We start from the raw sequence: 23,905 nt of genomic DNA on the forward strand, positions 1-23,905 counted from the left end.
TCGTAGGGTTGAGAAAAGACAGGGGGAGTAAATTATTCCATTTGTCGTACTATAGTATTTATAAACTGACTATTGTGTGAACAATGTCGTAATTTTTAAGTTACCAAATTAGTGATTATTTGTTGCTGAATGGTAAATATTAGCGGTATTTATGAAAACACCTGAAATAAACATCACTAACACATTGATTTTATTGTGTTATATTTAAAATGATAACAATGACGAATTTGCAGTTTCGAGGGGGATTGTCAAATATTACGAATCTATTAGTATGACTAATAGAAATGAAGACGAGTTCTAATCATAAAAAAAGCCCGTCGGCATTGCGCGACAGGCTTCGGAATTATAGTGCTTTCGGTGTGTTATTCGTGCAAACCGCACTCGCGCTTCAAACCAAAGAAACGTGTCTCTTCTTCTGCCATACCCTCTTCCCACTTACGCGTGGTATGAGTGTCGCCCACGGAAAGGTAGCCCTGATCCCATAGTGGATGGTACTTCAGGCCATTGGCTGTGAGGTATTGGTAAACCTGGCGGTTGTCCCAGTCGATAATGGGTAGAATTTTAAAGACTTCGCGTTGAATCGCCAGCACCGGCAAATTGGCACGGCTGCCAGATTGCTCGCGGCGCAGGCCAGCAAACCACGTTTGGCCGCCCAGCTCGCGTAGCGCACGGTTCATTGGCTCAACTTTGTTGATGTCATTATATTTCTCAATGCCTTCAACACCCTGCTCCCACAGCTTGCCGTAACGCGCTTCCTGCCACGCCGCACTTTCCTTCGCGCTGAAAACTTTCAGATTGAGCTTCAGCTTGTCGGTCAGCTCATCAATAAACTGGTAGGTTTCCGGGAACAGATAGCCGGTATCGGTAAGAATGACAGGGATATCCGGGAACTGTTGAGTCACCAGATGCAAAGACACCGCAGCCTGAATACCAAAACTTGAGGAGAGCACAAACTCCCCCGGCAGGTTTTCCAGCGACCAGGTGACACGCTGCTGCGCCGTAAGCTTTTCGAGCTGGCTGTTGACCTCGCCCAGCGCCATTATGCGCTCGACTTTCGGCAGTTCATTCAACGCTTTTAGATCGAGTACCGACATACGTGCCTCGCTAGTTGCTTGATATCATGGTGGACGGCCCCTGCGGCCAATCCACCCTACAACGGTCTTTAGTAGGTCGGATAAGCGTTAGCGTCATCCGACTTTAACTGCAACGCTAGTCCCACAAATCCCGGGCCGGGTCCAGCACTGGACGAATAATCCCCGCGCGGATGGTGAAATCACCGAAGCCTTCGTCCGCTTCGCGCTCTTTCGACCAGCGCCCCACCAGTTCATCAATAGAGGCCAGAATTTCTGGCTCAGTGATGTTCTCACGGTACATACGCGGAATACGCGTACCAATACGGTTACCGCCGATGTGCAGGTTGTAGCGCCCTGGTGCTTTGCCCACCAGACCGATTTCAGCCAACAGCGCACGGCCACAGCCGTTCGGGCAGCCGGTAACACGCGTGACGATGTGTTCATCCGGCACGTTGTGTTTCTCCAGCACTTCTTCAACTTTAGTCACAAACTGCGGCAAGAAGCGTTCAGCTTCGGCCATCGCCAGCGGGCAAGTCGGGAAGGAAACGCAGGCCATCGAGTTTTCACGCTGTGGTTTCACCGCGTTCATCAGGCCGCTTTCTTTGGCGATCTTCTCGATCGCTGCTTTTTCGCTTGCTGGCACACCCGCCACGATCAGATTCTGGTTTGCCGTCAGGCGGAAATCGCCTTTATGGATCTTCGCGATCTCCATCAGACCGGTTTTCAGCGGCCTTCCCGGGTAATCCAGAATGCGGCCATTTTCGATAAACAGCGTCAGATGCCATTTGTCGTCGATGCCTTTTACCCAGCCAATACGATCGCCACGCCCGGTAAATTCATACGCGCGAGTCGGCTCGAATGTAATCCCGGCACGGCGTTCAACTTCGGCTTTAAACACGTCAACACCGACGCGCTCCAGCGTATATTTGGTCTTGGCATTTTTACGATCGGTACGGTTGCCCCAGTCGCGTTGCGTGGTGACAACAGCTTCCGCTACCGCCAGAGTGTGTTCCAGCGGAATGTAGCCAAACTCGCTCGCGGTGCGGGCATACGTTGCTTTGTTACCATGTTCGATGGATAAACCACCACCCACCAGCAGGTTAAAGCCCACCAGCTTGCCGTCTTTCGCAATCGCAATGAAGTTCATGTCGTTGGCATGAAGATCGACATCGTTCTGCGGAGGTACCACGACCGTGGTTTTAAACTTACGCGGCAGATAGGTAGAACCGAGGATCGGCTCTTCGTCGGTCGTCGCCACTTTCTCTTGATCCCACCAGATCTCCGCATAAGCGCGAGTACGTGGCAGCAAATGTTCGGAAAGCTTTTTCGCCCACTCGTACGCTTCCTGGTGCAGTTCAGACTCCACCGGGTTCGACGTACACAGCACGTTGCGGTTCACATCGTTGGCGGTCGCCAGCGCATCCAGCCCAACTTCGTGCAGCATTTCATGTGCCGGTTTCACGTTCTTTTTCAGAATACCGTGGAACTGGAAAGTCTGGCGGTTGGTCAGGCGAATGCTGCCGTAGATGGTTTTGTCTTCGGCAAACTTATCAATCGCACGCCATTGCTCGGTGGTAATAATCCCCCCCGGCAGACGGCAACGCAGCATCATCGCGTGACGCGGCTCGAGCTTTTGCTCAGCACGCTCAGCACGAATATCACGGTCATCTTGCTGATACATACCGTGGAAGCGGATCAACAAGAAGTTGTCGCCTCTGAAGCCGCCGGTCAGGCCGTCCTGCAAATCTTCCTGAATGGTGCCACGCAAATAGTTGCTTTCGCGTTTCAGGCGCTCGGCATCAGACAGTTTGCCTTCGACCACTAATGGTCCTGGGTGTTTTTCGCTCATTAGTAGACATCTCGCTGATAACGGCGCTCAACGCGCAGCTCACTTAAAAATTCATCTGCCGTTTCGGTATCCATACCACCGAACTCAGCTACCACTTCCAGTAATGCCTGCTCAACGTCTTTTGCCATGCGATTCGCATCGCCGCAGACGTAAATGTGGGCACCTTCATTAATCCAGTTCCACAGTTCCGCGCCTTTTTCGCGCAGTTTATCTTGTACGTATATTTTATGTTCCTGGTCGCGTGACCAGGCGAGATCAATGTGGGTCAACAGGCCATCTTTGACGTAACGCTGCCATTCAACCTGATACAAGAAATCATCAGTAAAGTGCGGGTTGCCGAAGAACAACCAGTTTTTACCGCCCGCGCCGTCGTTTTCACGCTGCTGCATGAACGAACGGAACGGGGCAATACCAGTGCCTGGGCCAATCATAATCACCGGGGTTTCCGGGTTAGCTGGCAGGCGGAAGTTATCGTTGTGCTCGATGAACACACGCACTTCGCCATCTTCTTCAAGGCGATCGGCCAGGAAACCAGAAGCGCCTCCGGTGCGAGCACGCCCTTCAATGTCGTAACGCACTACGCCAACGGTAATGTGCACTTCGTTTTCAGCTTCTGCCTGCGACGATGCAATCGAATACAGGCGCGGCGTCAGTGGGCGCAGCAGTTCAACCAACTGCTCAGCGGTTAATTCTGCTGGCGCATAACGCACCATGTCGACAATTGGCGTGTTATGCGCAAAGTGTTGCAGCTTAGCTTTATCACCCGCCAAATCCAGCAGCGCTGCATTGCGGGTAATCTGCGCGTATTTCTCAACAATGTTGGCGGTGTTGATAGTGAGTTCGAAATGCCACTCCAGTGCTTCGCTGAGCGGTAACGTTTTACCGTCGACCGTGACGCTTTCATCGCCTTTCAGCCACAGCAGTTCAACCAGTTCTTTAACCAGTGCAGGATCGTTTTGATACCAGACACCGAGCGCATCACCCGGTTGATAACGCAGGCCTGAATCACCCAAATCGATTTCGAAATGGCGCACATCTTTTTCTGAATCACGGCCAGTGATTTTCTGGTTAACTGCAAGCGTTGCGGTCAGCGGCGCTTCTTTAGTGTATGGGCTTGAGAATACTTCGTTGACCACGCCCGTGGCAGTCACTGCCGCTTGTGCAGGCGTTTCGGCCGGCACACGGGATTTCAGGACATCGACAATTTTTGCACGCCACTCGGCTGCTGCTGGCTGGAACTCCACATCACAATCCACGCGGTCCAACAGGCGCTCACCACCGAGTTCCGCGAGTTTGTTATCAAAGTCTTTACCGGACTGGCAGAAGAATTCGTAAGAGGTATCGCCGAGGCTGAATACCGCAAACGCGGTGCCTGGCAATTTTGGCGCTTTTTTCGAAAACAGGAATTTGTGCAACGCCACGGCTTCTTCAGGGGGTTCCCCTTCACCTTGCGTTGAAGTCACGACAACCAGCAGTTTTTCCTGGGCAATTTGTTTGAATTTATAGTCGCCCGCGTTAACCAGGTTAACGTTCAGTTTTGCTGCCAGTAAATCATCGCGCAATTGCTCACTCACGCGACGCGCGTTACCGGTTTGCGATGCAGAAATCAGGGTAATAACAGGAACGTCTGCCGCAGGTGCCTGAGTCGTGGTAACAGCGCCCGGTTGTTGATTTATCATCCCCCAGAAATAGCCGGATAACCAGGCCAGTTGCGTCTGCGAGAAATCGGTTGTCGCCGCCTGAAGGCGTGCCAATTGCTCCGGGGTTAGCGGCAGCAAAGCGGTCGGTGGGGCCTGAGTTGTCATGCTTGATTGGGTTCCAGTAGCAAAAGGTCCGTTTTCATCATTCAACGGTAAAAAGCATTCATGGTGTAAGGTTAACCATCAGGATAATAACAATTAAAGAAGGGATAGAAATATCAAATAACCAAAATGACTAACCGCTTTTACGGGTAATCCATAACGTTAAAAGTGGTTAATTAATCCTTTGATTTATATCAACTTAAATTAGTAAACATGACTAAAACAGAGCTTTAACCAATGATGATAGTTTTAGTTAATGCTTAAAATAGTGGATTCCGGTACTATGCGGCGGTTTTTCGTCCTATTGAGATAGTAATAATGACCACCACTCTGTTTAAAGATTTTACCTTCGAAGCCGCTCACCACCTGCCGCATGTGCCTGAAGGCCACAAGTGCGGCCGCCTGCATGGCCACTCCTTTATGGTGCGTCTGGAAATCACTGGCGAGGTTGATCCTTATACCGGCTGGATCATGGATTTTTCTGAGCTGAAGGCGGCATTTAAACCGACTTATGACCGACTGGATCATTACTATCTGAATGATATTCCGGGGCTTGAAAATCCGACCAGCGAAGTGCTGGCGAAATGGATCTGGGATGAAATGAAACCGCTTGTGCCGTTGCTAAGCTCAGTGATGGTAAAAGAAACCTGTACCGCCGGTTGCGTGTATAAAGGTTAAAAGAAAGGCACCGTAAAGGTGCCTTTTTAGTTTTATGCGATATTTAAATATTTATGTGTCTGCATCGAAAGTCGCCAGTTGCGGGCAATGCACGTTTCAATGCACAGGCGTGTTGCGTCTTCTTTCTGGCTGATTGGCTGAAGCGCAATAATCCGTTTTTTATCATCCACCAACGTCGCCAGCAGTTCGTCCAGCGCTTCAATATCACGCATACGCCCAACCGGGTGCTTAATTTCGTCCGCACGCTCTAACGCCTGAGACAGCACATCATATCCACCGCGCATATTCACTTTTGGTGAAACGGTAACCCAGGTTCCGGCAGTACAACGCACTTCGTGCGTGCCGCTGGTTTCAATCTGGCAGCTATAGCCGTGGTGCTCAAAGAGCGAGGTCAGTGGCGTGAGATCGTGAATACAAGGTTCGCCACCGGTAATCACTACATGGCGGGCGGTGTAGTCCTGGCGCTGAAAAATTGCCAGCAGATCTTCGGCACTGGCATTGCCCCATTTATCGCTTTCTTTGGTTTTAGCCAGAATGCTGAACAGAGAGACTTCACGATCCGCGAGTTTATCCCAGGTGTGTTTGGTATCGCACCACGCGCAGCCCACTGGGCAGCCTTGTAGGCGAATAAAAATGGCGGGCACACCAGTAAAATAGCCCTCCCCTTGCAGGGTCTGGAACATCTCGTTAATCGGATACTGCATAGTCTTCTCAGATAATAGGTATAAAGAGTAATTATCGCAGAAGTGACGGCTGAGATCATGCGTAACGCGGCTGCGGCGGCATATGTTCCAGAATCAATGTTAAAAAAACACCTGATAACGCATATAAAACATGGTTATCATCACAACAATTCCCCTTGATCTACCTCTATGCCACACGACTTGATCATCGTCATGTTCCCATTCACCAGACACTTTTAGCATCGCTCCAGCCATTTTTCTGATGGGCTCACAGGTGCAGGATACCTGGTGCCACGTTAATTATGATTCTGGAGTACCCCCATGGATTTAAAACAGTATCTTCATGAACTAAAAAAAGTAGTCAACATCGACTGTGGAACAGCAACTATTGATGGCGTAGAGGAAGTCAGCAGAATTATTCAGCACTGGTATCAGGACGAAAACTGGCAATGCGACCGAGTCTCACTCGGTGAAAAAGTTGGGCCAGGATTGTTTGCAACCAACAAACCCAATGCTGATCGGTATGACGTGCTGCTCGTCGGGCATATGGATACCGTGTTCCCAGTCGGAACTGTAGCTGAGCGCCCTTTCCGCATTGAAGGAAACCGTGCATATGGCCCTGGCGTATCCGATATGAAAAGCGGGCTGCTGAATATTCTCTGGGCGTTGCGCGAAATGGATAAGGCGACTCTGGAGCGGTTATCCATTGGCGTGGCAATGAACCCGGATGAAGAAACCGGCTCCGCTCACTCCCACCACTGGATTGGTGAACTGGCAAAACGTAGCCGTTATGTATTGGTGTGTGAAGCCGCCAGGGCTGATGGTTCGCTGGTGAAAGCACGCAAAGGCATTGCAGGTTATAAACTCACATTTAAGGGTGTGGCGTCACATGCGGGCAATGATCCGGAGTCTGGTCGCTCTGCTATAAAAGCGCTGGCGCGCGCCGTTCTGGAAATCAGTGACCTGGCAGATATATCCAAGGGCACCACTATCAATGTCGGTGTGATTTCTGGCGGTGTCGTGGCGAATATCGTACCGGAACACGCGGAGATGATTGTCGATGTCCGCTTCCAGGACAACGATGAATATGCGCGAGTCCATGCTGCAATCCAGGCTTATAGCCAGCGGGAATTCGAGCGCGATGTGAAAACCGCTGTTAAACAGCAAGCGCATAAACCAGCCATGTCACCAACAGCAGATACTGAAAAGTTAATGCAAGTTGTTGAACAGGCCGGTGTTGCCGAAGGCATCGACGTACGCTGGAAGTCTGTGGGTGGTGGTTCAGATGCTAACCATACAGCCGCATTAGGTGTCCCGTCGCTTGATGGGTTTGGCCCGATCGGCGCAGGTTTCCACAGTGCGTCAGAGTATCTGGAGATAGACAGCATCGAGCCGAGAATTCGGCTGCTTAAACGCGTGATTCAGTCGCTATAAAATCAAATGGCCGGGAAACCCGGCCATATTAAATTTTCCCGGCAACGCTTACTTCTTCGTTTTAAAATCAATCACCATGCGGCCTTTGATTTTACCCTCTTCCATTTCCTTGAAGATCGCATTGATATCTTCAAGTGGGCGCATCGTCACTTTCGGCACAACTTTGCCTTCGGCAGCAAACTGGAAGGCTTCGGCCAGATCCATGCGAGTTCCAACTAATGAACCAACAACTTCGATGCCATCAAGCACCAGACGCGGAATGTTGAGACTCATGGACTCTGAAGGCAGCCCAACGGCAACAATGCGAGCACCGGCACGAACCGCATCTACCGCCGAGTTGAACGCCGCTTTTGCGACAGCGGTGACCACAGCCGCATGTGCGCCACCTACTTTTTCCTGAATAACTTTTGCCGCATCTTCATTGCGCGAATTGATGACTAAATCAGCCCCGCATTCTTTGGCAAAATCGAGTTGTGCATCATTCACGTCGATAGCGATAACTTTGGCATTAAACACATTCTTTGCATATTGCAGTGCGAGGTTACCAAGACCACCTAAGCCGTAAATCGCAATCCACTGCCCGGGTTGGATATGCGAAACTTTCACCGCTTTGTAAGTTGTCACGCCCGCACAAGTCACGCTGCTGGCTGCGGCAGATTCGAGGCCGTCGGGTACTTTTACCGCATAGTCAGCAACAACGATGCACTCTTCGGCCATTCCACCATCTGCTGTATACCCTGCGTTTGTTACGCTACGACACAGAGTTTCGTTACCAGTATTACAATATTCGCAATTTCCGCATCCACGGAAGAACCAGGCGACACTAGCACGGTCCCCCACTTTCAGCGAAGTAACACCTGGGCCGATAGATTTCACTACCCCGATACCTTCGTGACCCAGCGTAATGCCAGTCACATCACCAAAGTCTCCATTTTTCACATGCAAATCGGTGTGACAAACACCGCAACACTCCATCGTCAGTAATGCCTCGCCGTACTCAAGTGGGCGAACGGGCTTATCTATGATGCCGACAGAGTGGTCTTTGTTAACAACTGCAGCTTTCATGGCGGTCTCCTGACCTGTGAGTGAAATAACTCACTAATCCTGGTCGAGAGCACAGGCAACCGCAAACTGCATTCCCGGTTTATGCGAGGGTGACTCAGGTTTGGCGAAAAAAGGGCACAAAAAAACCCGCCAAAGCGGGTTTTTTAATCAGAATTTAAAGCAGTAACGAATTACTGACCTTTAACTTCTTTCAGACCGTTGAACGGAGCTGGTGTGCCCGCTGCAGCCAAAGCTTCTTCGATACGAATCAGCTGGTTGTACTTAGCAACACGGTCAGAACGGCTCATAGAACCAGTTTTGATCTGGCCTGCAGCAGTACCAACAGCCAGGTCAGCGATGGTAGCGTCTTCAGTTTCGCCTGAACGGTGAGAGATAACTGCAGTGTAGCCAGCATCTTTCGCCATTTTGATCGCAGCCAGAGTTTCGGTCAGAGAACCGATCTGGTTGAATTTGATCAGAATGGAGTTAGCGATACCGTTGTCGATACCTCTTTTCAGGATTTTGGTGTTAGTAACGAACAGGTCGTCACCAACCAGCTGAAGTTTGTCGCCCATAACTTTAGTCTGGTATGCGAAACCATCCCAATCAGACTCGTCCAGACCGTCTTCGATAGAAACGATTGGGTACTGTTTGGTCAGGTCTTCCAGGAAGTGGGTGAATTCTTCAGAGGTGAAAGCTTTGTTGCCTTCGCCAGCCAGAACGTATTTACCGTCTTTGTAGAATTCAGAAGCAGCACAGTCCATAGCCAGAGTAACGTCTTTACCCAGCTCGTAGCCTGCAGCTTTAACCGCTTCAGCGATTACAGCCAATGCTTCAGCGTTGGAACCCAGGTTTGGCGCATAGCCACCCTCGTCACCAACAGCAGTACCCATACCTTTAGATTTCAGAACTTTAGCCAGGGTGTGGAACACTTCAGAACCCATACGGATGGCTTCTTTCAGAGTTTTAGCACCAACTGGTTGAATCATGAATTCCTGGATATCAACGTTGTTGTCTGCGTGCTCGCCACCGTTGATGATGTTCATCATTGGCAGAGGCATAGAGAATTTGCCTGGGGTGCCGTTCAGTTCAGCGATGTGTGCATACAGCGGCAGGCCTTTAGAGGCAGCAGCAGCTTTAGCAGCAGCAAGGGAAACAGCCAGGATTGCGTTAGCGCCGAAGTTGGATTTGTTTTCGGTACCGTCCAGGTCGATCATGATCTTATCGATGTTAGCCTGGTCTTTCGCATCTTTACCAATTACAGCCGCAGCGATCGGGCCGTTAACTGCAGCAACGGCTTTCAGAACGCCTTTGCCCAGGAAGCGAGATTTGTCGCCATCGCGCAGTTCCAGCGCTTCGCGGGAACCAGTTGAAGCACCTGATGGTGCAGCAGCCATACCTACGAAACCGCCTTCCAGATGAACTTCAGCTTCAACAGTCGGGTTACCACGGGAGTCGATGATTTCACGACCGATGACTTTAACGATTTTGGACATTAGATTTTCCTCAGTACAAGTTAAACTAAAACTCCAGACAAACAACGCGCGAAACATTCGCGCGTTGTCGTTCTAACTTTCTGCTTACTTCGCCTGACGCTTCTGGTACTCACCGGCAGCTTTCACAAAGCCTGCGAACAGTGGGTGCCCATCACGCGGAGTAGAAGTAAATTCCGGGTGGAACTGGCAAGCAACAAACCAAGGATGATTTGGCACTTCGATGATTTCTACCAGTTGGTCATCACCGGAACGGCCCGCAACGCGCAGACCTGCTGTTTCAATTTGCTTCAACAACATGTTGTTGACTTCATAACGATGGCGATGGCGCTCAGTAATTGTCGGCTCACCGTACATCTGGCGCACCAGACTACCATCGGTCAACTGACACTGCTGGCCACCAAGACGCATGGTGCCGCCTAAGTCGCTCTTTTCAGTACGAACTTCAACGTTACCTTCTTCGTCACGCCACTCGGTGATTAAGGCGACCACCGGGTATTTACAGTCTGGCACAAATTCAGTTGAGTTGGCGTTAGCCATGCCTGCAACGTTCCGTGCGAACTCAATCAGCGCAACCTGCATACCTAAGCAAATGCCCAGATATGGAATGTTCTGCTCACGAGCATAGCGCGCGGTGGCAATTTTGCCTTCCACACCACGGTAACCGAAACCGCCAGGGATAAGGATAGCATCCAATCCCTTCAGCATTTCTTCAGCACCGCGAGTTTCAACATCCTGCGAGTCAATCAGCTTGATGTTAACGGTAAGACGGTTTTTCAAACCACCGTGTTTCAGCGCTTCAATCACAGATTTGTAGGCATCTGGCAGTTCAATGTACTTGCCGACCATACCAATCGTGACTTCGCTTGTCGGATTCGCTTCTTCATAAATAACTTGTTCCCATTCGGACAAGTTAGCTTCAGGAACGTTCAAGCTGAATCGTTTACAAATATAATCGTCCAGCCCCTGTGATTTCAACAGGCCTGGAATTTTATAGATGGAATCAACATCTTTTAGAGAAATAACCGCTTTCTCCGGCACGTTACAGAACAATGCAATTTTTGCACGTTCGTTAGCCGGAACGACGCGGTCTGAGCGGCAAATCAGCACATCAGGCTGAATACCGATAGAAAGCAGCTCTTTAACGGAGTGTTGCGTCGGTTTGGTTTTCACTTCACCGGCAGCAGCCATGTATGGCACCAAAGTCAGGTGCATATACAGCGTGTGCTCACGACCCACTTCTACGGCCATCTGGCGAATCGCTTCGAGGAACGGCAGGGATTCGATATCACCTACAGTACCGCCGATTTCAACCAGCACGACATCGTAGCCTTCGCCACCTTCAAGGATGCGTTCTTTGATTGCGTTCGTGATGTGTGGAATAACCTGGACTGTCGCGCCCAGATAGTCGCCACGGCGTTCTTTACGCAGAACATCTGAGTAGATACGGCCAGTGGTGAAGTTGTTACGACGCGTCATTTTGTTGCGAATGAAACGCTCGTAGTGACCTAAATCCAGGTCGGTTTCAGCGCCGTCTTCTGTAACGAACACTTCCCCATGTTGAATAGGGCTCATGGTACCCGGATCGACGTTGATATACGGATCGAGTTTCATGATGGATACGTTGAGGCCACGGGCTTCGAGAATAGCTGCGAGGGAGGCTGCGGCAATGCCTTTACCCAGAGAGGAAACGACCCCGCCGGTCACAAAAATATAGTTCGTTGTCATGCTGAACCTGAGAAGTTAGGTTTAAAGACGATGGGAGTACCAGGACGGGAAAGTAGTATACCCGAACAGTATCGGCGCCACAAACTTTCATTCTGTCTGCTAAGCCCTGACCTCGCACTTTGTCAGGGCACTGAAAATAGCCCGTCTGGTAGAAATGTTTTTGACTCAAATCAAGAGCTTGTTAAATCGAAATGGCCATAAAATGCGCTTGACCACAAAAACGTGTTAGATATCAGTTTCCTGGCGTTTAACTTCTTGCCAGACTTCTTCCATGATTTCCAGGTCAACTCCGGTCATTGTCAGGCCTCTGGCGGCAATAATCTCTTCTACCTGACGGAAACGGCGCTCGAATTTAAGGTTGGCTTTTTGCAAAGCGGTCTCAGCTTTGGTGCCTAAATGGCGTGCAAGATTGACGGTCGCGAACAATAAATCACCGACTTCTTCTTCCAGTTTGGCTTCATCAACGACGACCTGTTTGGCTTCAAACATCACTTCGTCTATCTCTTCATAGACTTTGTCTAATACCGGGCCAAGCGTGGTCCAGTCGAAACCAACCGTTGAACAACGCTTCTGGATTTTATGTGCGCGCATTAACGCAGGCAGAGCGTGAGGGATATCATCGAGTGCAGAATGTTGCGCTTTTTCAGCACGCTCATCGCTCTTGATTTGTTCCCAGCGCTCCAGCACTTCGGTGCTGTTTCCTGCGGTGCCGTCAGCAAAGATATGCGGATGACGACGCTCGAGTTTGTCGCTGATGGCTGCACAGATGTCGTCGAAATTAAAGCGCCCTTCTTCCTGGGCCATTTGTGCGTAAAACACCACCTGGAACAGTAAGTCGCCAAGTTCACCACGAAGATCATCAAAATCTTCGCGGTTGATGGCATCGAGCACTTCATAAGTTTCTTCAAGCGTATAGGGCGCAATAGTCGCGAAAGTTTGCTCTTTGTCCCACGGACAGCCGGTTTCCGGGTCGCGCAAGCGCTTCATAATGCCCAGAAGGCGATCGATTTGGTTCATTTCAATTCCTTGCAATACAAAATTTAAAGGCGGGATTGCTCCCGCCCTTTTGTCACAAACGTCTAACCGTGCAATCGCTTCGCATCGATAATATCCGGCACCTGGTTCAATTTACCTAGCACACGGCCCAGCACTTGTAGGTTGTAGATTTCAATATTCATGTCGATAGTCGCCAGTTGCTGTTTAGTATCGCTGCGGCTCGCAACCCCTAAAACATTCACCTTTTCATTCGCCAGAATCGTGGTGATGTCGCGTAGCAATCCGCTGCGATCGTTGGCGGTAACGCGCACCACGAGCGAATAACCGCTGGAGTAGCTTTCGCCCCACACTGCATCCACAATGCGTTCTGGCGCGTGGGATTGCAGCTCCGCAAGCTGGTCGCAGTCTGCGCGGTGAATCGAAATTCCGCGCCCCTGGGTGATAAAACCGACAATCTCATCACCAGGAATCGGCTGGCAGCAGCGCGCAATGTGGTGCATCAGATTGCCCACACCTTCTACAACGACGCGGCCATTATCTTTGCTGCGCGATTGCGGCGTGTGCGTTTTCTGCTTCAGTTGACGAAGCGCTTGTTCATCCTGCTCAGCTGCTGTTGGCTTATTAAACTGCGCTTGCAGGTAGTTACTCATCTGATTAAGACGAATATCACCGCCACCAATTGCCGCCAGTAACTCTTCGATATCGTTGAAGTTATAACGTGGCAGTAATGATTTCTCGGCCTCTTTCAGGCTGATACCCAGATGTTCAATTTCATCATCAAGGATCTGCCGCCCAGCGAGAATATTTTTGTCGCGATCTTGTTTACGGAACCAGTTGTGGATTTTCGCCCGCCCGCGGCTCGTCGTGATATAGCCCAGGTTTGGGTTTAACCAGTCACGGCTCGGGTTCGGCTGCTTCTGGGTGATAACTTCAATCTGGTCGCCCATCTGCAACTGGTAGGTAAACGGCACAATGCGCCCACCGATTTTGGCACCGATACAGCGATGCCCGACATCGCTGTGGATGTGGTAAGCAAAATCGAGCGGCGTGGAGCCTGCCGGTAAATCCACCACATCGCCTTTTGGCGTAAACACATACACACGGTCATCGAACACCTGGCTGCGCACTTCATCCAGCAGTTCACCGGAATCAGCCATCTCTTCTTGCCAGGCGATCAGTTTACGCAGCCACGCAATGCGATCTTCGTGGCCGGAACTGCCGCTTTTGGCATTACCCTCTTTGTATTTCCAGTGGGCAGCAACGCCCAGCTCCGAATCTTCATGCATCTGCTTGGTTCGGATTTGGATTTCAATAGTCTTGCCGTTTGGCCCCAACACCACCGTATGAATCGACTGGTAACCGTTAGGTTTCGGGTTGGCGACATAGTCATCGAACTCGTCAGGCATATGGCGATAATGGGTATGCACAATACCGAGTGCTGCGTAGCAATCCTGCAAACGTTCAGCCACCACGCGCACGGCACGCACATCGAACAGCTCATCAAAGGCGAGGGATTTCTTCTGCATCTTGCGCCAGATACTGTAGATGTGTTTAGGGCGGCCATACACTTCAGCCTTAACACCCTCTTCTTTCATCGCTTTGCGCAGTGCGCTGACAAAATCGTCGATGTAATGCTCACGGTCGATACGACGCTCATGCAGCAATTTCGCGATTCGTTTGTATTCATCAGGATGAAGGTAGCGGAAGCAGTAGTCTTCCAGCTCCCATTTGAGTTGGCCAATGCCGAGACGGTTAGCGAGCGGAGCATAAATATTGGTGCACTCTTTTGCCGCCAGAACACGTTCATCTTCCGGAGCGTCTTTGACTTCGCGCAAATGAGCAATTCGCTCTGCCAGTTTGATAACCACGCAGCGGAAATCATCCACCATTGCCAATAGCATGCGACGAACGTTATCGACCTGCTCAGCAGAAACGGAATCCGTATGAGCGGCTTTTAGCTGGCGAATCGCAGCCATATCGCGCACGCCGTGAATCAACGTCACAACCTGGTTATCAATGCTTTCGCGCATCACTTCTTCGGTGACCACACCCGCATCGGCAAGAGGGAACAACAGCGCGGCTCGCAGCGTGTCGTTGTCCATGCTCAGCATCGACAGGATTTCCACCATCTCGACGCCGCGCCACAACAGCAATTCTGCGTCAGGATGGCCTTTGGTCTGTTGCTCGCAATACCGCCAGGTTTCGGCTAAGCGTTCACATGACTGCTGGTTGGTGATCCCGAGGCTCGCAATCCATCTATCGGGCGCAAATTCGCCAGCTTTATTGAGATGTGCACTTCTTACCGCAACCATTGTCCGTCCTCTTCGGTGGGGTACTAAAATCAAGTCGCTCGACTTGATTTAACCACTTAATTTCGCTCAAACAGCGCCATCGACTCCAGGTGCCCCGTGTGCGGGAACATATCCAGCATGGCGAGTTGGCGCAGTTGGTAACCTGCTTCCAGCAATGCCTCGCTATCACGAGCAAGTGTCGTCGGATTACATGAAACATAGACCACTCGGCGTGGTGCGAGTGCAATCACATGCTGCATGACACCGGGTGCCCCCGCTCGTGCAGGGTCGAGCAATATTTTGTCAAACCCTTGGGCAGCCCAGGGTTGACGAGTCACATCATCCTCAAGATTTTCATGGAAGAATGTGACATTTTTCAGTGAATTACATTGTGCATTATATTCACCTTTCGCGACCAGCGCAGCAACGCCTTCCACCCCGACGACACTTCCGGCACGCATTGCGAGTGGGAGCGTAAAATTTCCCATTCCGCAGAACAAATCCAGTACGCGGTCAGTTGGCTGAACATCCAACCACTCGATAGCTCGGGCGACCATCTGTTGGTTCACGCCATCATTCACCTGAATGAAATCCCGTGGGCTGAACGTTAAGCTTAGCCCGTCTGAATGATAGCAAGGTTCGTCATTACCCAAGGCCGTAAGTGTCTCACTGTCCGGCGCTAAATACAGCGTGACGCCATGAGAATGCGAAAAGCGTTCCAGTTTTTGTCGGTCATCATCATGGAGTGCATCTAAATGGCGCAGCACCATGAGCGGGCCATTATCTGCATGGACCAATTCAACATGCCCTAAACGCCTGACCGCTTTTAATTCTGACAAACATTGGCGCAATGGTTCCAGTAACGCTTCAAGTTGGGGCGCCAGAACCGGGCAATGGTGAATATTCACCAGTTCGCTGTCCTGAGATTTGCGAAACCCCATTTGTAAGGTCTGTGTTTTAGGCTGGTAATTCAACCCTAACCGCGCACGGCGGCGATAACCCCATGGTGTTCCAGAAATAATTTCGTTCACCACTGCCGGGTTTTCACGCGCGCCCATCATGCGGGCCAGCGCCTTTGATTTCGCTTGCTGTTGCAGTTCGATGCTGGCGTGCTGCTGCTGGCAGCCACCACAGACACCAAAATGCGGGCAACGCGGTGTCACACGTTGCGGGCTATCATTTAAACGCCGCTTAACTTTAGCCTGAGCAAAGTTACGTTTATCTTCAGTAATGGTAATTTCGACTTGTTCACCAGGCAGCGCGCCCTGGATAAAAAGCGCCTTACCGTTGTGGCGTGCGACGCCCTGGCCAAATGGGTCAAGGTCATTAACCGTCACGGTTATGATCTGACGAGTCGTAACCCGTCGCTTTGCAGAGTAGAATTGCGCCATGAGCCTGAGTGCTCTCTTAAAATATTAACTATTGCTTCAATTGTCCCATATCGGAACCCCATGACCAACTACAGCCTGCGCGCACGCATGATGATCCTGATTCTGGCGCCGACATTAATGATCGGTTTATTGCTCAGCATCTTTTTTGTCGTCCATCGATACAACGACTTGCAGCGTCAGCTTGAAGACTCTGGCGCCAACATTATCGAGCCGCTGGCGGTCGCGAGTGAATATGGCATGAGCTTTCACAGCCGAGAGTCGATTCGTCAGTTGGTCAGCGTGTTGCACCGCCGTCATTCCGATATCGTGCGAGCAATTTCAGTGTTCGACGAAAACAACAAACTGTTTGTTACCTCTAATTATCAGCTAAATGCTGCTTCACTGAAGCTACCGAATAATGAAAAACCGCCGCATAGTTTAAGCATCTCGCGGCACGGCGATTCGATTATTCTGCGAACCCCGATTATTTCTGAGAGCTACTCCCCGGACGAATCCGAGGTAACCGATGCCAAACCTGCAGGTAACACGCTCGGTTATGTCGCCATCGAGCTCGATCTCAAATCCGTGCGTTTACAGCAATATCGGGAAATTTTTATCTCGACGTTGATGATGTTGTTCTGCGTCGGTATTGCGATGCTGTTTGCCTACCGTCTGATGCGCGATGTCACCGGGCCAATTCGTAATATGGTGAATACCGTCGACAGGATAAGACGCGGGCAGCTCGATAGTCGTGTCGAAGGTTTCATGCTCGGCGAATTAGATATGCTCAAAAATGGCATCAATTCGATGGCAATGTCGCTCACCGCTTATCACGAAGAGATGCAGCACAATATTGACCAGGCCACTTCCGATCTGCGTGAAACACTCGAACAGATGGAGATCCAAAACGTGGAACTGGATCTGGCGAAGAAACGCGCTCAGGAAGCGGCGCGTATTAAGTCTGAATTCCTTGCCAATATGTCTCACGAATTACGCACGCCGCTTAATGGCGTGATTGGTTTTACCCGTTTGACGCTGAAAACGGATTTGAATGCCACTCAGCGCGATCACCTGCATACCATTGAACGTTCAGCTAATAATCTGCTGACAATCATTAATGACGTGCTCGATTTTTCAAAACTGGAAGCGGGCAAACTGATCCTTGAAAGCATTCCTTTCCCGCTGCGTAATGCACTCGATGAAGTCGTCACTCTGCTTGCCCATTCGGCTCATGATAAAGGGCTGGAGCTAACGCTTAATATCAAAAATGATGTGCCGGATAACGTGATTGGAGACCCACTGCGCTTGCAGCAGGTGGTGACGAATCTGGTAGGCAACGCGATTAAGTTTACCGAAAGCGGCAATATCGACCTGGTGGTCGAAAAGCGCTCCCAGGGCAATAACAAAGTACAAGTTGAAATGCGGATTCACGATACCGGCATCGGTATTCCCGAGCAGGAACAATCGCGTTTATTCCAGGCGTTTCGTCAGGCTGATGCCAGCATTTCACGTCGTCACGGCGGCACCGGCCTGGGCCTGGTTATTACCCAGAAACTGGTTACCGAAATGGGAGGGGATATTTCCTTCCACAGCCAACCAAATCAGGGTTCAACCTTCTGGTTCTATATCAACCTGGATTTGAATTCCAATGCAGTTCTGGATGGTTATTCAACCGAAAACCTGGCTGGGAAACGCATTGCCTATGTGGAACAAAATGCCACTGCGGCACAAAGCACGCTCAATATTCTGGCGAATACTCCGCTCGAAGTCGTTTACAGCCCGGCGTTTTCGACTCTTGCCGAAGGTCACTACGATATTATCCTGCTCGGCATTCCGGTTACGTTCCACGACACGTTAACCATGCTAAATCCGAAGCTTGCAAAAGCGGCCTCCATGACTGACTGCCTGATTTTCGCATTACCAAGTCATGCACAAGTTGATGCGGAGGCGCTTAAAAAACAAGGGGTGACGGCGTGCCTACTGAAACCTATTACCTCGACCCGACTGTTGCCGCTACTCGCTGAACACACTTTTGATGCAAACTCCACTGTGGTTGAAAGTATTGAAAACAAGAAACTCCCACTTACGGTTATGGCGGTTGACGATAACCCTGCCAACCTGAAACTGATTGGCGCATTGCTTGAAGATCATGTGCAGAATGTCGAACTGTGTGGCAGCGGTGTGCAGGCCATCGAGCGTGCAAAACAGATGCAGATAGACATTATCCTGATGGACATTCAGATGCCGGAAATGGATGGGATACGCGCCTGTGAGTTAATTCGCCAGATGCCACACCACCAGCAAACGCCGGTAATTGCGGTGACAGCACACGCCATGGCGGGGCAAAAAGAGAAGCTGCTAAGCGCCGGAATGAATGACTACCTTGCCAAACCAATTGAAGAGAAAAAACTTTATAGTTTGCTGATGCGTTATCAGCCGGGAGCAATCACCGCCCCTGCGCTGGTTGCAAATGTAGATACTACACCGCAAATCAGCAATCCAAATCAGACGCTGGATTGGGCACTGGCGCTGCAACAGGCCGCTAACAAGCCGGATCTGGCACGCGATATGCTGCAAATGCTGTTGGCATTCTTGCCCGAAGTGCGCAACAAAGTTGAAGAGCAATTGGTGGGAGAAAATCCGGAACAGCTGGTCGAAATCATTCATAAACTTCACGGCAGTTGTAGCTACAGCGGCGTGCCACGGCTGAAAAACTTGTGTCGAACAATTGAGCATGAGCTGCGTAGCGGCGTGAAACCAGAAGATCTTGAGCCTGAACTCTTTGAACTTCTTGATGAAATGAACAATGTCGCCAAAGAAGCACAGCGGATGCTTTAATAAATATCGTGTTGATGTCGGATAGCTTTTGCGCTAATCCGACCTACGCGGTTTCAGAAGGTTTTGTTGGTGGATTAGCGCAAGCGACATCCACCACCTATTGCAAGCGTTGCGGCGATATTTCGCGCGGCCATACGCAGATTATCTCCCGCATTATCCAGGGCTTCTTCCAGGGTGCAGATGCTGTATAAGACACTAAATACGGCATCCAGGCCGTGGTCATACACCACACCAACATCCGCCGTTAAACTACCGGCAATACCAATCACTGGCTTGTTGTAGCGCTTCGCGACTTTCGCCACGCCAATCGGTACTTTGCCGTGAATGGACTGACTGTCGATACGCCCTTCTCCGGTAATCACCAGATCTGCATCGCGCACCAGTTCATCAAGTTTCAATGCTTCGGTGACTATATCAATGCCTTGTCGCAATTGTGCTCCACAAAAAGCGTACAGCGCCGCGCCCATGCCACCCGCAGCACCGCCGCCAGAAAGTGTCAGCACATCGATATCGAGGTCTCGGGCGATAATTTTTGCATAGTGATCCAGAGCCTGGTCAAGCTCACTAATCATCTCAGGTGTGGCACCTTTTTGTGGGCCAAACACCGCCGTTGCGCCCTCTTCACCGGTTAGTAAATTGGTAACGTCACACGCAACTTCAATACGGCACTCTTTAATCCGTTTATCCAGGCCTGAAATATCAATGCTCGCGAGCCGTGCCACTTCCCGTCCCCCAAATCCCAGAGGTTCGCCATTGCTGTCCAGTAAGCGTGCACCAAGTGCCTGTAACATACCGATCCCTCCGTCATTGGTGGCGCTACCACCGATGCCAATCAGGATACTTTGCACACCACTATCGAGCGCAAAACGAATCAGCTCACCGGTTCCCCACGACGTGGTATTGAGCGGGTTGCGTAATTCAGGTGGAACCTGCTCAAGGCCACTCGCCGCAGCCATTTCAATAAAAGCGTGCTGTTTATCGCCAGAAACTCCGTAAAACGCCTGAATCAGGTCACCCAACGGCCCGGTGACATCCACTTTAATGATTTCACCGTTTGTTGCGGCGACCATCGCTTCTACGGTGCCCTCACCTCCATCAGCGACGGGCACCTTTACATAGCAAGCATTCGGAAAGACTTCCCGAAAACCGGCTTCAATCTGTGTCGCCACCTCAAGAGCACTTAGGCTCTCTTTGTAAGAATCTGGTGCGATGACAATTTTCATATGCCGTCCGTCGCTATGTAAGATGGGATATATGAGAGCGAATTTTACCCTAAATAATTGGCGCTGCATCAAGGCGGCAAGTGAGCAAACCCCTATGAGCTTACTCAAGTAAGCGATTAGGATGAGCGAACACAGCCAACACAGATGCAGCTTCAAGTATGACGGGTAAACTAGCGAACCATACAAGGGCGCTTATTATTGAACGCCCACTCTGGGATCAAGTACTGCATCGCCATGGCGTCATCACGTGCGCCCAAACCATGCTGCTGGTAAAGCTCATGCGCTTTCATCACTTGATCCATATCCAGCTCTACACCCAAACCTGGTGTTGTTGGCACCTGCACCATGCCGCCTTTGATTTCGAAAGGTTGCTTAGTCAGGCGCTGGTTGCCTTCCTGCCAGATCCAGTGGGTGTCGATGGCGGTGACTTTGCCTGGCGCTGCAGCGGCCACGTGGGTGAACATCGCCAGTGAAATATCGAAGTGGTTGTTGGAGTGTGAACCCCAGGTCAGGCCAAACTCGTGGCACATTTGAGCTACGCGCACCGAACCTTGCATAGTCCAGAAATGTGGGTCGGCTAAAGGAATATCCACAGATTGCAGCGAAAGCGTGTGGCCCATTTGACGCCAGTCGGTGGCAATCATATTGGTTGCAGTTGGCAGGCCTGTCGCACGACGGAATTCAGCCATAATTTCGCGACCTGAATAACCTTGTTCCGCGCCACACGGGTCTTCTGCATACGCCAGAACACCGCGTAATTGCTTACCGATGCTAATCGCTTCATCGAGCGACCAGGCGCCATTTGGGTCAAGTGTTACACGGGCCTGCGGGAAGCGTTTTGCCAGCGCAGTGACCGCTTCGGCCTCTTCGCTACCGGCTAATACACCGCCTTTAAGTTTGAAGTCATTGAAGCCATATTTCTCGTAAGCTGCTTCTGCCAGACGCACGACGGAATCAGGTGTCATGGCCTCATCATGGCGAATGCGGTACCAATCGCATTTCTCATCGGGCTGGCTCTGATAAGGCAGCGGAGTTTGTTTGCGATTGCCGACGAAGAACAGATAGCCCAGCATTTCGACTTCGCTACGCTGCTGCCCGTCACCCAACAAAGACGCCACGTTCACGCCCAGATGCTGACCCAGCAGGTCCAGCATGGCGGATTCGATGCCGGTCACGACGTGAATCGTGGTGCGCAAATCGAAAGTCTGTAAACCACGTCCACCGGAATCACGGTCGGCAAACTCGGCACGCACCAGGTTGAGAATATTTTTATACTCACCCAGCGTTTTGCCAATTACCAGGGCGGCGGCCTCTTCCAGAGTCTGGCGAATTTTTTCACCACCAGGAATTTCACCCACCCCCGTATGGCCAGAGTTATCTTTGATAATCACAATATTACGGGTGAAAAACGGTGAGTGTGCGCCGCTCAGGTTCATCAGCATGCTGTCATGGCCCGCAACGGGAATAACCTGCATCGCAGTGACTATCGGAGTAGAAGTTGTCATGTTATTTATTCCTTTTCTTTCATATGAGTTAGTTGCGGCCAAATGCCGGGCATTTACGATCAAACTTCCAGCCCGGAACCAGATACTGCATTGCCGTCGCGTCGTTGCGCGAGCCACCTGGCAGGGACTTATACACCTCGTGAGCTTTTTGTACCTGTTCCCAGTCAAGCTCAACCCCCAGGCCTGGTGCATCCGGCACCGCGATTTTGCCGTTAACGATTTGCAGTGGGGAATTGGTCAGGCGCTGCTCGCCTTCCTGCCAAATCCAGTGTGTGTCGATAGCCGTTGGTTTACCGGGTGCAGCAGCAGCCACATGGGTAAACATCGCCAGGGAAATATCGAAATGGTTATTAGAGTGACAACCCCACGTTAGCCCCCATTCATCGCACATCTGCGCGACGCGAACGGCTCCGCTGAGTGTCCAGAAATGTGGGTCGGCTAACGGAATGTCCACTGCGTTAAGCATGATGGCGTGATTCATTTCGCGCCAGTTGGTGGCAATCATATTGGTTGCGACAGGCAAGCCGGTGGCGCGGCGAAACTCAGCCATCACTTCACGTCCTGAATAGCCTTGTTCCGCACCGCATGGGTCCTCGGCATAGGTCAACACATCGCCCATTCCTTTACACAACGCGATGGCTTCTTCCAGCATCCATGCCCCATTAGGGTCAACGGTAATGCGTGCATCCGGAAAACGTTTTTTTAGCTCGCGCGCAGCGTAAACAGCGCGATGATGATGCCAAAACCACTGAAGATATCAACGAAACCTTGTAGCAAGGTAAACAGCGACCAGATAAAGATGGACCAGAAATAAACCCGTTTTGAACCGAATTTATCCAGCAACCAGCCGCCGGGAATTTACCCTATGACATATGCCCAGGAAAACGCGGAAAACACATAACCCATGCCAATAGGATCGAGGCCGATATCTTTTGCCATTTCTGAACCGGCAATAGATAACGTTGCGCGGTCTCAATAGTTAAACGAGGTGACGATGAAGAGCATTACTACTATCCAATAACGAGCGTTGGTCCTTTTTTCGGCAACGCTCGCCGTTTGGCTAATTGTATTCATGTTGCACTCCTGAATTATAGCGTTGAGCTACATTCATCCTGAACTGCATTTGTAGGGTAATCAGAATGAGGTATCAGCCTGTCCACAGTATTTTTCTGATGCTGTATCTGCGGTTTTTATTTGGCTGATGGAAAGTATATGAAGGGAGTTAAAACGCCTCACCGTGCAATGACACAAGTTTATCGCGCATTTATTGAGCACTTTATGGCGTATGTCCAACGCGCTGGGGGATGGTTCACGACTTTTGAAACAACCGGATAAAACGAAGGGATTAAGCTTGAGGTGAAGCGGAGTGCAAATTTTATTCGGAGGGCAGGTAAGTGTGACGTCACCCGCCCTGGATTCATGTTGTTACTTTAACAATCCAGACCACTGCTCAACCCAAGGGTTAGAGACCGATTCAGGTTCGGGATGATCGTTGGCATCAATGGCTAAAACTGTGCCCACACGTTTAGCGCCCTGCTCTTGCAGTAAGGAATCAAACTGCTTCCCGCCACCACAAAAATGCTCGTAGTTGCTGTCACCTAATGCAATCAAACCGTAATGCAATTCAGGCTGGTAACCGATTTTGTCTTTGAGGGCCTGAAACAGAGGAACAATACTGTCTGGCAAATCGCCCTGGCCGGTGGTTGATGTCACAACCAGCACATATTGATCGCTATATTTTTGCCAGTCGGCAAGTTCAGGATCTTCGAATACTGTTGCTTTATGACCATTCTTTTTTAGGATCGCTGCGGCTTCTTCTGCCACCAACAGCGAGTTTCCATACATCGTGCCAACAAAAATTCCCACTTCGGCCATCAGTTAACTCCTTGCGTTACGGC

The 23,905-nt window shown here is 50.6% G+C and carries 16 protein-coding genes and 2 pseudogenes; 3 read left to right on the forward strand and 15 right to left on the reverse strand.

Annotation, left to right across the window (positions count from 1 at the left end; all coding sequences use genetic code 11):
* Nucleotides 1-362: 362 nt before the first annotated feature.
* The 3 genes from cysH to cysJ all read right to left on the reverse strand — a co-directional run bounded on the left by cysH (nt 363) and on the right by cysJ (nt 4,727).
* Nucleotides 363-1,094, reverse strand: a complete 732-nt coding sequence (gene cysH, locus LVQ79_RS16330; protein ID WP_064513335.1) for a phosphoadenosine phosphosulfate reductase — start codon at nt 1,092-1,094, stop codon at nt 363-365.
* A 115-nt stretch (nt 1,095-1,209) separates the two neighbouring features.
* A complete protein-coding gene (cysI, locus tag LVQ79_RS16335; protein WP_232865730.1) occupies nt 1,210-2,922 on the reverse strand; it encodes an assimilatory sulfite reductase (NADPH) hemoprotein subunit in 1,713 nt (570 codons plus the stop codon).
* The gene (cysJ, locus tag LVQ79_RS16340; RefSeq protein WP_232865731.1) at nt 2,922-4,727 is read right to left on the reverse strand and encodes an NADPH-dependent assimilatory sulfite reductase flavoprotein subunit; all 1,806 of its coding nucleotides are present in this window, start codon (nt 4,725-4,727) and stop codon (nt 2,922-2,924) included. The genes cysI and cysJ overlap by 1 nt, the downstream gene beginning before the upstream one ends.
* A gap of 312 nt (nt 4,728-5,039) precedes the next feature.
* Between cysJ and queD the strand changes: the two genes are divergently transcribed.
* Nucleotides 5,040-5,402 carry a 6-carboxytetrahydropterin synthase QueD gene (gene queD, locus LVQ79_RS16345; RefSeq protein ID WP_198528572.1) on the forward strand — a complete coding sequence of 121 codons (363 nt, stop codon included), beginning with the start codon at nt 5,040-5,042 and terminating at the stop codon, nt 5,400-5,402.
* Nucleotides 5,403-5,434: 32 nt separating this feature from the next.
* On the opposite strand, the gene queE is transcribed toward queD, so the two are convergent.
* Nucleotides 5,435-6,106 (reverse strand): 7-carboxy-7-deazaguanine synthase QueE, encoded by a 672-nt coding sequence (gene queE / locus LVQ79_RS16350; protein ID WP_154152755.1) that lies wholly within the window; start codon nt 6,104-6,106, stop codon nt 5,435-5,437.
* Between the two features lie 300 nt (nt 6,107-6,406).
* Here queE and LVQ79_RS16355 point away from each other — a divergent pair, with 300 nt between their 5' ends.
* Nucleotides 6,407-7,519 (forward strand): M20 family metallopeptidase, encoded by a 1,113-nt coding sequence (locus LVQ79_RS16355; RefSeq protein ID WP_232865732.1) that lies wholly within the window; start codon nt 6,407-6,409, stop codon nt 7,517-7,519.
* Nucleotides 7,520-7,567: 48 nt separating this feature from the next.
* On the opposite strand, the gene adhP is transcribed toward LVQ79_RS16355, so the two are convergent.
* The 6 genes from adhP to rlmD all read right to left on the reverse strand — a co-directional run bounded on the left by adhP (nt 7,568) and on the right by rlmD (nt 16,462).
* Nucleotides 7,568-8,584 carry an alcohol dehydrogenase AdhP gene (adhP, locus tag LVQ79_RS16360; protein WP_034457491.1) on the reverse strand — a complete coding sequence of 339 codons (1,017 nt, stop codon included), beginning with the start codon at nt 8,582-8,584 and terminating at the stop codon, nt 7,568-7,570.
* A 170-nt stretch (nt 8,585-8,754) separates the two neighbouring features.
* Nucleotides 8,755-10,059 carry a phosphopyruvate hydratase gene (eno, locus tag LVQ79_RS16365; RefSeq protein WP_034497984.1) on the reverse strand — a complete coding sequence of 435 codons (1,305 nt, stop codon included), beginning with the start codon at nt 10,057-10,059 and terminating at the stop codon, nt 8,755-8,757.
* An 84-nt stretch (nt 10,060-10,143) separates the two neighbouring features.
* Nucleotides 10,144-11,784, reverse strand: a complete 1,641-nt coding sequence (gene pyrG, locus LVQ79_RS16370; protein WP_151995032.1) for a glutamine hydrolyzing CTP synthase — start codon at nt 11,782-11,784, stop codon at nt 10,144-10,146.
* Between the two features lie 225 nt (nt 11,785-12,009).
* Nucleotides 12,010-12,801, reverse strand: coding sequence for a nucleoside triphosphate pyrophosphohydrolase (mazG, locus tag LVQ79_RS16375; protein ID WP_232865733.1), 792 nt, complete (start codon nt 12,799-12,801; stop codon nt 12,010-12,012).
* Nucleotides 12,802-12,863: 62 nt separating this feature from the next.
* Nucleotides 12,864-15,092 carry a GTP diphosphokinase gene (gene relA / locus LVQ79_RS16380; protein WP_154152746.1) on the reverse strand — a complete coding sequence of 743 codons (2,229 nt, stop codon included), beginning with the start codon at nt 15,090-15,092 and terminating at the stop codon, nt 12,864-12,866.
* Between the two features lie 56 nt (nt 15,093-15,148).
* On the reverse strand, nt 15,149-16,462 hold the full coding sequence (rlmD, locus tag LVQ79_RS16385) for a 23S rRNA (uracil(1939)-C(5))-methyltransferase RlmD (protein WP_232865734.1): 1,314 nt from the start codon (nt 16,460-16,462) through the stop codon (nt 15,149-15,151).
* A 60-nt stretch (nt 16,463-16,522) separates the two neighbouring features.
* Here rlmD and barA point away from each other — a divergent pair, with 60 nt between their 5' ends.
* Complete coding sequence (gene barA, locus LVQ79_RS16390) at nt 16,523-19,279, forward strand: two-component sensor histidine kinase BarA (protein WP_232865735.1); 2,757 nt, start codon at nt 16,523-16,525, stop codon at nt 19,277-19,279.
* A gap of 74 nt (nt 19,280-19,353) precedes the next feature.
* On the opposite strand, the gene LVQ79_RS16395 is transcribed toward barA, so the two are convergent.
* From LVQ79_RS16395 to LVQ79_RS16415, 5 genes and pseudogenes are all read right to left on the reverse strand, one after another.
* Nucleotides 19,354-20,502 (reverse strand): glycerate kinase, encoded by a 1,149-nt coding sequence (locus tag LVQ79_RS16395; protein ID WP_232865736.1) that lies wholly within the window; start codon nt 20,500-20,502, stop codon nt 19,354-19,356.
* A gap of 170 nt (nt 20,503-20,672) precedes the next feature.
* A complete protein-coding gene (gene gudD, locus LVQ79_RS16400) occupies nt 20,673-22,007 on the reverse strand; it encodes a glucarate dehydratase (protein ID WP_232865737.1) in 1,335 nt (444 codons plus the stop codon).
* A gap of 28 nt (nt 22,008-22,035) precedes the next feature.
* Nucleotides 22,036-22,722 (reverse strand): annotated as a pseudogene (locus LVQ79_RS16405) (enolase C-terminal domain-like protein); the annotation flags it as partial.
* Nucleotides 22,719-23,081 (reverse strand): annotated as a pseudogene (locus LVQ79_RS16410) (MFS transporter); the annotation flags it as partial. The pseudogenes LVQ79_RS16405 and LVQ79_RS16410, both read right to left, overlap by 4 nt.
* 351 nt (nt 23,082-23,432) lie before the next feature.
* Nucleotides 23,433-23,882, reverse strand: a complete 450-nt coding sequence (locus LVQ79_RS16415; RefSeq protein WP_232865738.1) for a flavodoxin — start codon at nt 23,880-23,882, stop codon at nt 23,433-23,435.
* Nucleotides 23,883-23,905 lie beyond the last annotated feature (23 nt).

Origin of the sequence: Buttiauxella cochleicola, from assembly GCF_021282405.1 — a bacterium.
Lineage (GTDB): Bacteria > Pseudomonadota > Gammaproteobacteria > Enterobacterales > Enterobacteriaceae > Buttiauxella > Buttiauxella massiliensis.